Annotated in this window: 10 protein-coding genes and 1 tRNA gene; 6 read left to right on the top strand and 5 right to left on the bottom strand. The window is 67.7% G+C overall.

All coding sequences use genetic code 11. From position 1 onward, the window contains the following. The first annotated feature begins 1 nt into the window (after window position 1). Window positions 2–1336 carry an APC family permease gene (locus ACW9TV_RS07110; protein WP_494302809.1) on the top strand — a complete coding sequence of 445 codons (1335 nt, stop codon included), beginning with the start codon at window positions 2–4 and terminating at the stop codon, window positions 1334–1336. Window positions 1337–1393: 57 nt separating this feature from the next. Here the strand turns inward: ACW9TV_RS07110 and ACW9TV_RS07105 are convergent, their stop codons facing one another. Beyond that, entirely contained in the window at window positions 1394–2806 is a 1413-nt protein-coding gene (locus tag ACW9TV_RS07105; protein ID WP_494302808.1) for a peptidoglycan DD-metalloendopeptidase family protein, read from the bottom strand. Window positions 2807–3391: 585 nt separating this feature from the next. Between ACW9TV_RS07105 and ACW9TV_RS07100 the strand changes: the two genes are divergently transcribed. From ACW9TV_RS07100 to fdxA, 3 genes are all read left to right on the top strand, one after another. Further along, entirely contained in the window at window positions 3392–5938 is a 2547-nt protein-coding gene (locus ACW9TV_RS07100) for a helicase-related protein (protein WP_494302807.1), read from the top strand. A gap of 21 nt (window positions 5939–5959) precedes the next feature. Then, entirely contained in the window at window positions 5960–6280 is a 321-nt protein-coding gene (locus tag ACW9TV_RS07095; protein WP_494305054.1) for a S4 domain-containing protein, read from the top strand. Window positions 6281–6381: 101 nt separating this feature from the next. Further along, window positions 6382–6720 (top strand): ferredoxin FdxA, encoded by a 339-nt coding sequence (gene fdxA / locus ACW9TV_RS07090; RefSeq protein ID WP_494302806.1) that lies wholly within the window; start codon window positions 6382–6384, stop codon window positions 6718–6720. A gap of 64 nt (window positions 6721–6784) precedes the next feature. On the opposite strand, the gene ACW9TV_RS07085 is transcribed toward fdxA, so the two are convergent. From ACW9TV_RS07085 to ACW9TV_RS07075, 3 genes are all read right to left on the bottom strand, one after another. Next, a complete protein-coding gene (locus ACW9TV_RS07085; protein ID WP_494302805.1) occupies window positions 6785–7870 on the bottom strand; it encodes a phytase in 1086 nt (361 codons plus the stop codon). Beyond that, complete coding sequence (locus ACW9TV_RS07080) at window positions 7870–10602, bottom strand: TonB-dependent receptor (RefSeq protein WP_494302804.1); 2733 nt, start codon at window positions 10600–10602, stop codon at window positions 7870–7872. The genes ACW9TV_RS07085 and ACW9TV_RS07080 overlap by 1 nt, the downstream gene beginning before the upstream one ends. Window positions 10603–10991: 389 nt before the next feature. Beyond that, window positions 10992–11066 (bottom strand) — tRNA-Gly (locus ACW9TV_RS07075). Between the two features lie 166 nt (window positions 11067–11232). Here ACW9TV_RS07075 and ACW9TV_RS07070 point away from each other — a divergent pair. Both ACW9TV_RS07070 and ACW9TV_RS07065 read left to right on the top strand, forming a co-directional pair. Further along, a complete protein-coding gene (locus tag ACW9TV_RS07070) occupies window positions 11233–12123 on the top strand; it encodes a tetratricopeptide repeat protein (RefSeq protein ID WP_494302803.1) in 891 nt (296 codons plus the stop codon). After that, window positions 12123–12770, top strand: coding sequence for an LON peptidase substrate-binding domain-containing protein (locus tag ACW9TV_RS07065; protein WP_494302802.1), 648 nt, complete (start codon window positions 12123–12125; stop codon window positions 12768–12770). Before ACW9TV_RS07070 ends, ACW9TV_RS07065 begins: the two co-directional genes overlap by 1 nt. Before the next feature lie 15 nt (window positions 12771–12785). Here ACW9TV_RS07065 and ACW9TV_RS07060 read toward each other — a convergent pair whose 3' ends face one another. Then, window positions 12786–14030 (bottom strand): UbiH/UbiF/VisC/COQ6 family ubiquinone biosynthesis hydroxylase, encoded by a 1245-nt coding sequence (locus tag ACW9TV_RS07060; protein ID WP_494302801.1) that lies wholly within the window; start codon window positions 14028–14030, stop codon window positions 12786–12788. Window positions 14031–14474: the final 444 nt, after the last annotated feature.

The following is a 14474-nucleotide window of genomic DNA, read 5'->3' as shown; positions in this document are numbered from 1 at the left end:
CTTGACAGAGCAGCAGCCCCACCGGCGCCTGACCAGCGCCGACGTCGCCTTCATGATCGTCGGGATCATGATCGGCGCCGGCATCTTCCGCGTTCCCGCCGATGTCGCGGCGGCAACCTCCAGCGAATGGCAGGCGCTCGCCCTGTGGGCGCTGGGTGGTCTCGCGGCCCTTGCGGGCGCGCTCACCTATGCGGAACTCGCCACTCGATTCCCTTCCATCGGGGGCGAATATCATTTCCTACGTCTCGCCTGGGGGCCTCGGCTGGGCGCGTTGTTCGTCTGGGCCCGCATCGCCGTGATGCAGACAGGCGCGATCGCCACTGTCGGCTTCGTCATCGGGGATTATGCCGCGGGCCTGTGGCCCGATGGTCCTCACCCGGCCATCTGGGCCGCCGCGGCAGTCGCCGCCGTCACCCTCGCCAACCTGATCAGCCTAGAGGCGGGGCGTCGCGGGCAGATGCTGTTCGTCGCCATCGAACTCGCCGCATTCGTCGCCATTCTCGCCGCCGCCCTGTGGCTCGGCGTTGGTGGTGCGCCCGTCCCGCAGCTGCCGCCGGGCAGCCAGCCCTCCACGGCGGGGCCTGGCCTAGCCCTCGTCTTCATCCTGCTGGCCTATGGCGGCTGGAACGAAGCGGCCTATCTCTCCGCCGAAATCCGGGCCGGCGGCCGCGGCCTCGTCCGCGCGCTGCTGCTGGGGATCGGCGCCGTCACGCTCCTCTACCTCGCGATCAACGCGGCCTTCCTCTTCACGCTCGGGCGCGAAACGCTTGCCGCAACTCCGGCGCCGGCAACCCTGCTGCTGGCGGCCGCCTTCGGGCCGCTGGCGGCAGCGGCGATTGCCGGGGCCGTCATCGTTGCCTCGCTCTCCACCATCAACGCCACGGTGATCACGGGCGCGCGCGCCATGTGCGCCGCCGGGCGGCAGGTGCCGTTGCTGGCGCCGCTGGCCGGCTGGGATCAGGCGCGATCCGTTCCCCGCCCTGCCCTGCTGCTGCAAGGCCTCGTCACGCTGGCCCTGACGGCCTATGGCGCCACCGCGCGCGACGGGTTCACCGCCATGGTCGCCTTCGGCGCGCCCGTCTTCTGGCTGTTCCTCGCCCTTACCGCTGCCGCGCTGTTCCGCCTGCGTCACACCCATCCCGATACGTCCGGCTTCCGGGTGCCGCTTTATCCGCTCACGCCCCTGTTGTTCCTGGGCGTCTGCCTTGCGATGCTCTGGTCCTCGGTGGATTACGCCCGTTTCCTGCTGGGCAGTTCAGAGGCCGGCCGCCACGCCGGCGTGCTGGGTCTTGCGCTGCTGGCAATGGGAATCCCGCTGGTCCGGAACGCGCGGTAGAGTCGGCCCCACCACACCAATCGCCCTCCGGCTCAGTTCAGCCAATCGCCCTCCGGCTCAGTCCGAAGCCGGGATGGCCTTCAGCCGGGCCATCTCGCTCTTGAATCGGGCCAGATCCCGTCCGCCCAGTTGCTGTGCGCCGCCGAAGAATTTCACCGATCGCGGATCGACTGCCGCCCCGTTCTGCCAGACTTCGTAATGCAGGTGCGGCCCGGTCGACAGGCCGGTGGACCCGACCTGCCCGATGGATTGCCCCTGCCCCACCTGCTGACCATTCTTCACGCCGATCCGGTGCATGTGGGCATAACGCGTGCGGATACCCTTGCCATGATCGATCACCACGACATTGCCGTATCCGCCACCCCAGCCCGCGAACACAACCTTGCCGCCGGACGACGCGAGGATGGGCGTTCCCCGCGCCGCACCAAAATCCACGCCCTTGTGCATCCGGCTGTAGCCCAGAACCGGGTGGAAGCGCATGCCGAAGCCCGATGTGAGCCGCGCGCCGGCCACCGGCGTCTTCATCAGTCCTTTCCGGACAGCCTCGCCCGTCTGCCAGAAGAACTCGCCCTTGTCCCCCCAGCGCATCAGAGAGACATTGGATCGCCCGTTCAGCAGCCCGGCGTAGAGCAGCTTGCCCATTTCCGTCTCGCCCGTCTCCGCCCGGCGGTGCGCCACGATGATTTCGAAACGGTCGCGCCTGCCCACGTCCCGGTGGACATCCAGCGCATAGCCCAGCTGGCGGATATATTCCTGCACCACCGAAGGCGGCAGTCCCGCCGCCCGCGCCGAACGCTCAAGCGATGCGCCGACCACGCCCGTCACCCTGAGCGGCGTGTTGTCGATCTTGATGGCGATCGGCTTCACCACCAGCTGGCCATCCGCGCCGCGCCGCGCTTCCACCTTCGTCTCGAAGCTGGCACGGAACGACAGGAACTCCAGCGGGCGCGGAACGGCCTTCGTCTCTCGGCGGCCCAGCACGATGTTCAGGCTGGTGCCGGGCTTGACCCCGCGCGCATTGGCGACACCCGAAAGCTGGCTGAACAGCTGGTTCAGATCCTCCCGGCCCACGCCGGCCCGGCGCAGCGCCCCTTCCAGCCCGCCCGATCCGACATTGGCGGACAGTTCCACCCGCGGCCGTTCCGGTGCCTCGGCCAGGCGCCGCGCCAGCGGAGTCGGCGGCGCGCGCCGTGCAGATGGGCTGCCCAGCGCCAGCGGCCCGATGCCCGCCGCCCGGCTTTCGGCGCGCAGGGCCTCCGGCTGGGCGGGCGGCACCGCGCCCGGCAACACCGGCAGATTGGTGCCCAGCGCCAGCGCCGCCGCCGTCAGCGCCCCAAGCGTTGCAAAGCCGCGCCACCAGTGCCCCGATCCGATCGAATCCCCCAGATCGACGACGATGTCCGCATCCGCCATCTGCAGCGCGGAGCGCCTCAGAAGCTGCGCCGCATCCAGGCGCGGCAAGCGACGCAAATCGAATCTGGGGCCGGCAGGCGCCCGACGGGCCAGCGCGGCGTCAGCGATGGTGGCCAAGGCCCGCTCCGGTCAGCCGATCATCGGAATCTGTGGTCAGGATGTGCGCCACCATGAACCCGGATACGACCCCTCTATCTGGGGCTTCAGGCCCCGAACCCAGTCCATTTCAGCGAGGGGAAGGCCCCAACACTGCCCGGCTCGTTCCGGCCGGTTTCGATAAGTTGTTGGATGCGAACCCTGAATCACAGGCCCTTCGCGGTCAACCTTTGGCGCGGAAAGCGGCCGTTCCGCTGCGACGAAACGCCCGATGGGGCGGATGAACCGAACCCGCATCCTGTGGCCGTTCGGCAACGCGCATCGTCCCGACGAAAAGCCCGAAACGGACCACCCCTTGCGTGCCGCAACGCAACATGCCACTATATCTGGGTAGGACTTGGTGGGAGAGGCGATCATTCGCACTCGCGTTGCCCGTCTGGCCGGTTCGCCCGCAGAGGCAGCCGGATCGCCCGGATCGGATAGCCTGCTGGAACCCCTCCGTTCCCTTTCCGGAACGCCCCGCGCCGCTGGCCGGGGGAAGCCGGCATGACGCGCCTGGGGGCTGAACTCACCGCCGTCCTCGGCCCCACCAACACGGGGAAAACCCACCTCGCCGTCGAACGCATGTGCGCCCACGCGGGGGGCATGATGGGCTTCCCGCTGCGTCTGCTCGCCCGCGAAGTCTATGATCGCGTCGTCGCGCTGAAGGGGGCCGCCCAGGTCGCGCTCGTCACGGGCGAGGAACGGATCGTGCCGCCGGGCGCACGCTATTTCCTGTGCACCGCCGAATCCATGGTCACGGATCGCAGCTTCCCCTTCGTCGCCATCGATGAAGGGCAGATGGGCGCCGATCCGGAACGCGGCCATGTCTTCACCAATGCCATGCTGCATCTGCGCGGCACCGCCGAAACCATGATCCTGGGCGCGGAAACGCTGCGCCCTGTTCTCCGCCGCCTGCTGCCGGATGCGCAGATCATCAACCGCCCGCGCTTTTCGAAGCTGGAATGGACCGAGCCCAGGAAGCTGTCCCGCCTGCCCGCCCGGTCGGCCATCGTCGCCTTCACGGCAGAGGATGTCTATGCGCTGGCGGAAATGCTTCGTCGCCACAAGGGCGGGGCTGCGGTGGTGATGGGCGGGCTCAGTCCCCGCACCCGCAACGCGCAGGTGGCGCTCTACCAATCGGGCGAAGTGGATTATCTGGTGGCGACAGACGCCATCGGCATGGGCCTCAACATGGATATCGCCCATGTCGCCTTCGCGTCGCTTTCCAAGTTCGACGGCCGCCGCCACCGCCGTCTGCGCGCCGCCGAAATGGCGCAGATCGCGGGCCGGGCCGGCCGCCACCAGCGCGACGGCAGCTTCGGCTCTGTGCAGCTGGGACGCGCGGACGAGGGCGGCAGCCCCGCCTTCACCGAAGCCGAGATCGAGGCGATCGAGACTCATGATTTCCCGGCGCTCCAGGGTCTCGTCTGGCGCAACGCCCGGCTCGATTTCGCGTCCCTCCACCGCCTGATCGCCAGCCTGGAGGCCGCGCCAAGTTCGCCCGAACTCTGGCGCGGGGACGACGCCATCGATCTTCAGGTGCTGAAGATCCTGTCGGGCGAACCCTGGCTGATGGAGCGCGCGCAGGGCCGCCCCGCCCTGCAACGCATCTGGGCCGCCTGTGGCCTGCCGGATTACCGTCGGACGGGCGCGCAGGCGCACGCCCGGCTTGTCGGCCGCATGGTTCGCCACCTAACCGAAGGCCATGGGCACCTGCCGGCGGAATGGATCCGCTCCGAACTCGCCGTTCTGGACAATGTCGCGGGCGACATCGCCACCCTGTCCGACAGGATCGCCGCCGCCCGCACCTGGACCTATGTGGCCCACCGGGCGGACTGGGTGGAGGACAAGACCGGCTGGGCCGAAAAGGCGCGCCAGGTGGAGGACAAGCTGTCGGATGCGCTGCACCAGCGGCTGACCCAGCGCTTCGTGGACCGCCGCACGGCGGTGCTGCTGAAGGATCTGAAGCTCCGCGATCCGGATCTTAGGGTGGAAGTCGATCCCGACGGTGCGGTTGTCGTCGATGGCGCGATCATCGGCACGCTGAACGGCTTCGCCTTCCTGCCCGATCCCACCGCCCGCGCCGGTGAGAAGAAGCTGCTGCTGGCCGCTGCCGAACGCCGCCTCACCTCGGAACTTCTCGCCAGGGCAAAGGCGCTTGCCGCCGCACCTGACGGCGAGTTCGCGCTGGATTTCGAAGGCGGCATGCCGCCCCGCCTCACCTGGCGCGGCGCCCGCGTGGCGGCGCTGCGCAAGGGCAAGGATGCGCTGAACCCCCGAATCGAGCTGGACCGCAGCCTGGACAGCCTGCCCGCCGATGTCCGCGCCCGCGTACTGGCGCGGCTTTCAGCCTGGGCAGACACCGCAAAGGGCCGCCACCTCCAGGCCCTGACCCGGCTGGAAGCTCTGAAGGGCGGCCTGTCCCAGCCGGCGCGCGGGCTGGTGGTGCAGCTCACCGAAACCATGGGCTCGCTGCCGCGTGCCGCTGTCGCATCCCTAATCGCCAGCCTCACGCGGGAGGATCGGGCAGCACTTGCCCGTGCGGGCGTCCGGCTGGGGGTCACCCATGTCTATGCCGCGCAGGCCCTGCGCCCCGAAGCGACGCGCTGGCGGCTGGCGCTGTGGGGCGTCGCGAACGGGGTGGGTCATATGCCGCCGCCGCCGCGCCCGGGGCTCACCGCGCTGCGCACCGATCCGGCAGCCCCCCCGGGCTTCTATGCCGTCGCCGGTTTCTGGGCGCTGAAGGATTTTGCCGTGCGCGTCGACATGGCGGATCGCACCGCGCAGAAACTGCATGCCCAGCGTCTCGCTGACCGCGCCGGCGGCGCCGGGTTCAGGCCGGATCCCGATCTCGTGTCCACGCTCGGCCTGCGCCCGCGGGAGTTCGAAGCGCTGATGGTCGCGCTCGGCTTCCGCAGCGGCAAGGGCGGCTTCGCCTTCGCGCCGGACCGCAAGGCCCGCACCAGGAACGCCGCTGCGCCCGCGAACGCGGCCAGCGCCTTCGCCAATCTCGGCGCCCTGCTCGCCAGCGGGGGAGAGACTCGCTCTTGAAGGAAAGGAAACTGCCGCTTGGTGTATGAACGGGGCATGCGCATCGACAAATGGCTGTGGTTCTCGAGGCTGTCCGCCTCCCGCAGTGAAGCCCAGAAACTCTGCGAAAGCCGACGCCTCCGGCTTGATGGCCGGGTCATCGATCGAAGCTGCGCCACGGTCCGCCCCGGCAGCATCCTCTCCTTTCCAAGAGGCGAACATGTGATCGCCGTGCGCGTGGAGCTGATGGCCGACCATCGCGGCCCTTCCACAGAGGCGCGCGCCCTCTATACGCCCCTCCTTCCGGCCCCTTCCGCCCATCTCGCGCGGCACCCCGGTTTCGGCGATCTGGCGCCGGCCTGAGCCATTCTGTGTGCGGTGCAGGATGCAACGCCCATTGACGCGCCCGCCGCTGCCAAGCTAGCGCGGAACCAAGCCAACAAGAAATCATTGGGGACAGACCGATGGCCTATGTCGTGACCGAGCAATGCATCCGCTGCAAGTACATGGATTGCGTGGAGGTCTGCCCCGTCGACTGTTTCTACGAGGGCGAGAACATGCTCGTCATCAACCCGAACGAGTGCATCGACTGCGGCGTGTGTGAACCCGAATGCCCGGCCGAAGCCATCGTGCCCGATACGGAGCCAGGCCTCGACAAGTGGGTGGAACTGAACGCGAAGTTCAGCGCCGAATGGCCGAACATCACCGTGAAGGGGAACACCCCCGCCGACGCGGACGACTGGAAGGGCAAGCCCGGCAAGCTCGAATCGGAATTCTCCGAAAACCCCGGCTCCGGCTCGTAACCAGCCGCCCGGCCCGCCCCTCCCCGCCGGGGATGGGCGACGCCGGGCATGCGGCCTCACCGCGTCACGTCAGGCCCAGCGCGGCCTTCACCGCCCGCCAGTCAACCAGCTTGTAATTCTGCTGCTTGCCGTCGCTGTCGCACACGGCGGCGGCGGGGTCAGCCGCGCCTTCGCCGTCGCAATGATCATGCACCGCAATCGCGCCTTCGGGATAGGCGCCGATCGGCCCGCTCCAGGCGTCCAGCCCGTCGGTCTGGGTCACGGGGTCGATCGCCCCGCCGCCGATCCGGAAGCGGCCGATCCATTGATAGCCGCCGCCGGCCAGTTCCCACACGGCATAGGCGCTGTCCCCCTGGGACGAGGCGATCAGGAATGTGCGGCCGCCATCCCGCATCAGGGTCAGCCCCTCCACATCGGCGACCAGCCGCTTGCCGTCGACGGAGGCGATCTTCACCGGTGCGGCCTTGGGGTCGGCCAGGCTCATGCGCCAGATGCCGACATCCTCCTCGCCCACATAGAGGTCGCCGGTGGCGTCGTTCACCACGCAGCCCTCTGTCTGGCTGCCCAGCTTCCACTGGTGCATCAGGGTCATTTCCGGCTTGCCGCCGGCGCCTTCGCGCACGGCATGGGCCTGCACGGTGCCCGCCTTGTTGTTGGCGATGGCGAAGGTGCGGCCCGCGAACTGCCCCATGCAGAATCCATAGGGCTCCCCGAAGGCGGCGTCCGTCGGCATGTGGCCCCAGCTCGAAAGCCTCAGCGTCGCCGGATCCAGCAGCCAGGCGCGGACGCCATACTGGCCCCGGTCGGCCGCCGTCACCAGCACCATGGGCTTGCCGCCCACGCTGATGCTGCGCAGGTCCACATTGTTCATCGGCCCTTCGGCGAAGAACTGCAGCACCTTGCCGGCCATGTCGTGGACATAGAGGCCCTTCGACTTGTCGGTTCCGATCCACAGCGCGCGCGCCGGATCGGCAGGATCGCGCCACAGCACCGGATCGTCTGCATCGACGGCCGGGTTGTCGGCCACGAAGGTCTCGGCGGCGGCGGGCACGGTCACGGTGTCCGCCCCTTCGGCCTGCGGGCCGGCCAGGGGCCCCGCCTGGCCACAGGCCGCCAGCAGCGAAACCCCCAGCAGAAGCAGCGCCCGCATCAGAAGCTCGCCTTCACGCCGAACTTGGCGGTCATCTCATATTCCTCATACTGCAGCAGCCGCCGCGTCGTCGGGCCGTTCTGATAGGCGGTGTATTTCGCGTTGTTGATGTTCACCAGTTCCCCGAAGATCTGGAAATTGTCGGTCACGCGCAGCTTGGTCGAAAGATCCAGCTGGAAGTGCGGCCGCACATAGCGGTCGGATTCCGCGTCGGTGCCCAGTTCGTCCAGATAGGTGTCGCGATAGGTGCCGGCGATCCGGAACGAGAGGATGCCCTTGTCATAGCCCAGCACCGCGTTGAAGCTGTGCCTGGATGCCTTGGGCAGCGGAATGCGGCGGCCGTCCGCCAGGTCGCCCTTCGCGTCGGTGAAGGTGTAGTTCAGGTTCATCAGCAGCCCGTCGAACGGGGCCGGCAGCATGGTGAAGGCCTGGGAATAGCTGGCCTCCAGGCCCAGCACCCGCGCCCGGTCGCCATTGATGGGGATGATGGCCTCGGTATAGGGCACGCCCTGGAACACCCCGTCCTCGAACCGGGCGTCCACGATGAAATCGTTGATGGATTTCCAGAACACCCCGGCCTGCACCACCGCCTTGGGCGCGAAATAATATTCGATCGCCGCATCCGCGTTCCAGGCCCGGTAGGGCTTCAGATCCGGGTTGCCGAAGGTGCCCTCGCGCTCGCCCTCGTCATTCTCCTCGATGGTGAAGCGCGGCGCCATCTTGCCGAACGACGGGCGGGAGAGGGAGCGATACACCCCGGCCCGTGCCACGATCTCCGGCGACAGGTCAGCCCTCAGGTTCAGGCTGGGCAGCCAGTCCGTATAGCTGTTGCGGACCTGCATCTGCGAGATGAACAGCGTGTCCTCGTCCAGCACCGCGCCGTTCCAGCTGGCGCCTTCGGCCACCAGGTCCAGCCGGTTGCCGGTCATGTGGACGCTGGTGTGTTCCAGCCGCAGGCCGCCCACCAGCCGGATCCTTTCGTTCTGGAAGCGCCCCTGCAGATAGGTCGCAAGCACATCTTCCTTCGCGTCATAGGTCTCCGCGTTGGAGGCAAGGTCAGTGTCCAGCTGGTTCAGTTCCAGCCCGGCCGAATTCACCTTCAGCCACGCCCGCACGGCCTGCAGGTCCGGCACGGGCGCGATGTCGGCAAGGCCATAGCTCGGCTGCCCGGCCACATCGGCCAGCGTGAAGCTGCCGTCGAAGCCGTCATAGATGTCATACTGGAAGGCCTGCCGCTTGTGCCGCAGCCGGGCCTTGCCGCCCCACTTCAGCTCGAAGTCGCCGTTCGCCAGCGCGAAGCTGCGGGCGATGTCGGTCTTGAAGGCCCATTCCTTGTCGACGGCGTCTTCCCGGCTCGTCTGCTCCAGCAGGGTGAAGCTGTAGTTCGCCGGGTTCAGGAAAGCCGCCTCGCCCTGGGTGATGGTGAAGCCCGGGCGCTGCCAGTCGGAAAAGTCGAAGTCGACGCCCAGCTTGCCTGCGCCAGACGCGCGATAGCGGAAGCGCATCGGATCGATGGAGCCGTCCTCCTTCTGCTCCGCGCGCGACCAGCTGGCGGAATAGTCCAGCGTCCAGGGGCCCACCTCGGTTCGTCCGCCGCCCACGATGGAGGTGGTCGTCTGCCACTCGCGCCGGTCCTTGATGTCACGGCGCACCTCGATCCGGCCATCGGCCGAATCGAAGCTGAAGCCGTCGGCGCTGCCGCTCGCGGGCTCGATGCCGGGCTTGAACACCAGCCGGGTGCGCAGTTCGGTGTCGTCGAACTTGGAATAGAGCCCGCGCAGGTAGAGGGTGGTGGTGTCGGCCGGGCGCCAGTCCAGGCTCAGATTGCCGCCCCAGCGCACCCGCTCCACGTCATAGTCGCGATATTCGATGGTCTCGGCATAATCCAGACCGCTGTCTTCACCCGTCGTCCAGTCGGCTACTTCGATATTATCGGTCGAGAACTTCCGCCGGTTCCAGGAAAAGCCGCCCGAAACGCCGAAATCCTCGGTCAGCCGCTGGGCGAAGTTCACGCCGATCTTGGGCGACCATTTTTCCGAAAGCTGGTTGTAGCCGCCCTCCACGCTGGCACTGACAAACCCCTTCTCGCGGTCGAACGCCGAGGTGGTGGTGATCTCGATGGAGCCGCCGATGGTGTCGCCGTCCATGTCCGGCGTCAGGGATTTGCGGATCTCGATGGATTCCACCAGTTCCGACGGGATCACGTCCAGCGCGACGGCCCGCTCGTCGCCGCCCGTCGCCGGAACCCGCGCGCCGTTGATGGAGGTGGAGTTCAGGTTCGGATCCAGCCCGCGAACGGCCACGAAGCGGCCTTCGCCCTGGTCGTTCAGCACGTTGATGCCCGGCGCGCGCCGCAGCGATTCCGCCACATTCTGGTCGGGGAACTGGCCGATGGCGTCACGCGTCAGCACCGTCACCACCGTATCGGCCGCGCGCTGGCGGCTGATCGCGGACAGCAGGTTGGCCTGCTGCCCCAGCACCAGGATCGTCTCGATCTCGGTTCCGGCCGGCGCCAGCGCGAAGTTCAGCTGCATCGTGCCTTCGGCGCCAACCGTCAGCGTCTGCACCTGCTGCCCGGCGCCGGCGAAGGTTGCAACCACTTCATAGGTGCCGGCGGGCAGGCCGGTGAAGCGATAGCGACCGGCCGTATCGGCGTTCGTCACGCGACCCAGTGCGGGGATGCGCACCTCGGCGCCCTGCAGAACGCGAACGCCGGAGGAATCGGCAACCATGCCCGTCACCGTGGTCGCGATGGCGGGGGCCGCAAGGGCAGAAGAAAACAACAGAGCAGACAATAGACGCATAGGCACGGGCGCAACCTTTCGGGGGCGAGGAACAGTGATGCGCGCCCCGTGCAGAGCAATGATGACAGCTGGCGGACAGAATGATTTCAAATGAATGTCATTCGCATTTCGCTTTTGCGTCGAGGCAAATGCGCCACATGCCGGCCGCAGTGACGCGCACAGCGCCCGCAGCCGCAAGGCCGGCGTGCCGGTCTGGCCGGCAGATATTCAAAGGGAAAAGCCCTCATCCCTGCGAGAAGGGTGTTCACGCCACGACGGTTCACGAAAGCCGCACACGACCAGAAGTCGGGGGATCCAGTCCTCGATTGTTGAGAAACTGGAGCGGGCGAAGGGATTCGAACCCTCGACTTCAACCTTGGCAAGGTTGCGCTCTACCCCTGAGCTACGCCCGCGTCCATGGCATCTGGCAGGGCTTCAATCAGCCGCCCCGCCGGGGTGAGGGCGCGCTCTAGCCGAGCATCGGCATATGCGCAAGCCCCTTCCATAATCCTTTTTCCGCACCCATATGAATGAACGACAACGACAAGCCGGAGCATTGCCTTGGCCAGCCTTTCCCCAATGGGCGGACTGTCCGCCGACGACCGCACCGCAATCGAAGCCTTCCGCCGCGACGTGCTGGAAGCCTCACTTGCCGCCGTCGTGCTCGTCCGCTTCACGGCGGACTGGTGCGGTCCCTGCAAGCAACTCGCCCCGGTGATCGAAAAGGCCGTCGCCGAAGCCGGGCATGGCCGCGTCAAGCAGGTCACGGTCGATATCGATCGCCAGCGCCTCATCGCGGATCAGTTCCGCATCCAGTCCGTCCCGACCGTCTATGCCTTCGTGGGTGGCCAGCCGGTCGACGGATTCGTGGGCGCGAAGAGCGAACGTGAAATCAAGGCCTGGATCGAAAAGCTGCTCACCGCCCTTCCGCCGACGGAAGAAGAGGTTTCGCTTGACGCCCTCGTCGAGGCTGCAAACGCCCTTCTGGCCGGCGGGGAGGCCGAGCAGGCTGCCCAGGCCTTTGCCGCCCTGGCGCAGGAAGCCCCCGATCGTGTCGATATCCGCGCCGGCCATGCCCGCGCCCTCCTCGCGCTCGGAGAGGTTGAAGCCGCCGCCGCCGTTCTCGCCACCATCCCGGCAGACAGCAAGGACCAGGCTGTCGCCCAGGCCCGCGCCGCGCTGGAACTGGCGAAGTCCGCTGCATCCGGCAGCGAACTCGTCGCGTTCGAAGCCCGGATCGCGGCGGATCCGTCTGACCATCAGGCCCGTCTCGATCTCGCCTCGGCCCTGTTTGCGATGGGCAGGCGGGATGACGCCGCCGATCAGCTTCTGGCCGCCATCGCGGCAGACCGCGAATGGAATGAGAGCGCCGCGCGCGCCCAGCTTCTGAAACTGATCGAGGCTGTCGGCTTCGGGGACCCCTGGTCTGTCGGCATCCGCCGCAAACTCAGCCAGATTCTCTTCGCCTGATGAGCCTGCGCCCCCCCGCGAGCATCGCCGAACTGCCCGAACGGGTCCGGCTGTTCCCGCTGGGCGGCGCGATCCTGCTGCCGCGGTCGGTGATGCCGCTCAACATCTTCGAGCCGCGCTACCTCGCCATGGTGCGCGACGCGATGATGGACGATCACATGATCGCGATGATCCAGCCGCGCGACGACGCCGAAAAGCCAGAACTTTATGCAATCGGCACGCTTGGCCGGATCACCCAGTATAGCGAAACCGGCGACGGCCGTTTTCTCATCGCCCTCAGCGGCCTCGCCCGCTTCCGCCTGAGGGAAGAACTGTCCGTCACCACTCCCTATCGGCAGGCGGCCGTCGATTACGCCCCGTTCGAGGCGGACTGGAGCCCGGCTGACCCGCTTGCGCCCGCAGCCCGCGCGCACCTCGAATCCACGCTGAAGGCCTATCTGGAGGCCCAGGGTCTCTCTGCCGACTGGGATGCGGTGAAGTCCGCGGACGACGAAAGCCTGGTCAACACGCTCAGCGCCGTCTGCCCCTTCACCGAAGCCGAACGCCAGGCTCTGCTGGAATCGGCCACGATTCCCGCCCGCGCGGAAACGCTCAGCACGCTGATGCAGTTCGCCTCCGGCGGGGCCGGCGACCGGACGCTTCAGTAAAGGGCGCCTTGGCCCCTACGCCAGTTCGCCGCGCAGCAGCGGCGGCAGATCCCCCGCCTCGCCCCGCGCGATCTTCATGAAGGCCCGGCGCAGCGGCGGCAGGCGGTTCACCATTCCCAGCCCCGTCGCCCGCACCCGCGTGGCGAGGCCTCCGCGAATCCCGAACAGCCGCACCAGCCCGTCGGTCGCGATCGCGGTCGCCGCATTGTCGCTGCGTCGCCAGCGCTCATAGCGACGGGCGACATCGGGATGCCCCAGATCCAGCCCCAGCCGCGCGCTGTCCGACAGAACCTCGGTGAGGGCCGCCACGTCGCGCAGGCCCATGTTCAGCCCCTGCCCCGCGATCGGGTGGATACCATGCGCGGCATCGCCCACCAGGATCAGCCTCTCCGCCCAGTAGCGTTCCGCATGCTGCAGGTTCAGCGGGAAGGACTGCACCGGCGCGATCAGTTCCAGCTTCCCTAGGAAGCTGCCCATCTTCTTTTCCGCCTCGTGCGCAATGGCGCGGGGGGACAGCGCCTTGATCCCGTCGGCATCCTCGCGGCGAACCGTCCAAACCAGCGCGGACCGGTGGCGACCATCCGGCAGGTCCGTCATCGGCAATTGCGCGAACGGCCCGTCGGAATAGAAAAGCTCGGACGCCACATTGTTGTGCGGTCGTTCATGCGCCAGCATCGTCACGATTGCGGTCGCATCATATTGCCAGGTCGCAAGGCGGATGCCCGCCTGCTGCCGCAACTGCGATCCGCGCCCGTCGCAAGCCAGGATCACCGGGGCCCCCAGCACCCGCCCGTCCGCCAGCGCCACGGTCGCCCGGTCCGCCCCTCGCGTCACCTGCGCGATGGCCGCGGGCGCGAACAGCCGGATACCCGGCGTCGCGCGCAGCCGGGCCAGCAGCACACCGCGCAGCGCCCGGTTTTCCAGCATGATGCCCAGCGGCTCGGCCGGCGCCGCCTCGGCGGAATCGAAATGCAAAAAGCGCGGATCAAGCCCGTCTGTCACGCGGATCGCACGGATCGGGCAGCCTTCCCCATCCAGCAGGTCCCCGAATCCCAGCGCCCGCAGCATCCGCGCCGTGGAGGATGCGATTGCCGAAGCCCGGCCATCGAATGCCGGCGCCATATGCGCATCCGGATCCGCCCGCTCGATGACCGCGACGGAAAGATCGTGCGCCGCCAGCGCGATCGCCAGCGTCTGGCCCACAAGGCCGCCGCCAACCAGGATGCAATCGAAGGTCTCGGCAGGGGATTTGTCTTGCATGCCGCCTGATAGCGCAGGCGGCGCGGCGCCCCAACCCCCAGCATGTCGCACCCCAGGATTGCGCTTTTTTTGGGCAGATTGTCAGATGCTGACACCTGTTGCCGTGTTTTTGGGCAAAACATGCGGCCAGGTGCGCCCTTTCCATATGTCCGGAACTTGGCACAACTCTTGAACAACAAATTTCGGGTGCCTTCGGGCTCCTGTGCTCGCTTCGGGACTTTCCAAAGTCCTCCCCTTACACGGCCCGGAACTCCCCATGGTTCCGGGCCGCTTTTATGCGCGGGCCCGCCGTTCGCGTGGCGGCATCGCCACAACGCCGCACAAACCGGGAACAGACCCTTGACCGGCCGACTCCCCTGCGGGCAGAATCCCGCCCGCATGCGCCCCGTTCCCGGCGCGCGGGGAGTTTCGGTTTTGGCGACAAGCTACCAATCGCTGATGGAT

It is taken from the genome of Sandaracinobacter sp. T42 (genome assembly GCF_059115405.1).
This window is presented reverse-complemented; position numbering and strand designations above follow the sequence as displayed.

Excerpts from the sequence above, each read along its gene's own strand:
- ACW9TV_RS07100 (WP_494302807.1), top strand. The coding sequence starts at position 3,392 with ATGACGCGCCTGGGGGCTGAACTCACCGCCGTCCTCGGCCCCACCAAC.
- ACW9TV_RS07080 (WP_494302804.1), bottom strand. The coding sequence starts at position 10,602 with ATGGTTGCCGATTCCTCCGGCGTTCGCGTTCTGCAGGGCGCCGAGGTG.
- ACW9TV_RS07065 (WP_494302802.1), top strand. The coding sequence starts at position 12,123 with ATGAGCCTGCGCCCCCCCGCGAGCATCGCCGAACTGCCCGAACGGGTC.
- ACW9TV_RS07085 (WP_494302805.1), bottom strand. The coding sequence starts at position 7,870 with ATGCGGGCGCTGCTTCTGCTGGGGGTTTCGCTGCTGGCGGCCTGTGGC.
- fdxA (WP_494302806.1), top strand. The coding sequence starts at position 6,382 with ATGGCCTATGTCGTGACCGAGCAATGCATCCGCTGCAAGTACATGGAT.
- ACW9TV_RS07060 (WP_494302801.1), bottom strand. The coding sequence starts at position 14,030 with ATGCAAGACAAATCCCCTGCCGAGACCTTCGATTGCATCCTGGTTGGC.
- ACW9TV_RS07070 (WP_494302803.1), top strand. The coding sequence starts at position 11,233 with ATGGGCGGACTGTCCGCCGACGACCGCACCGCAATCGAAGCCTTCCGC.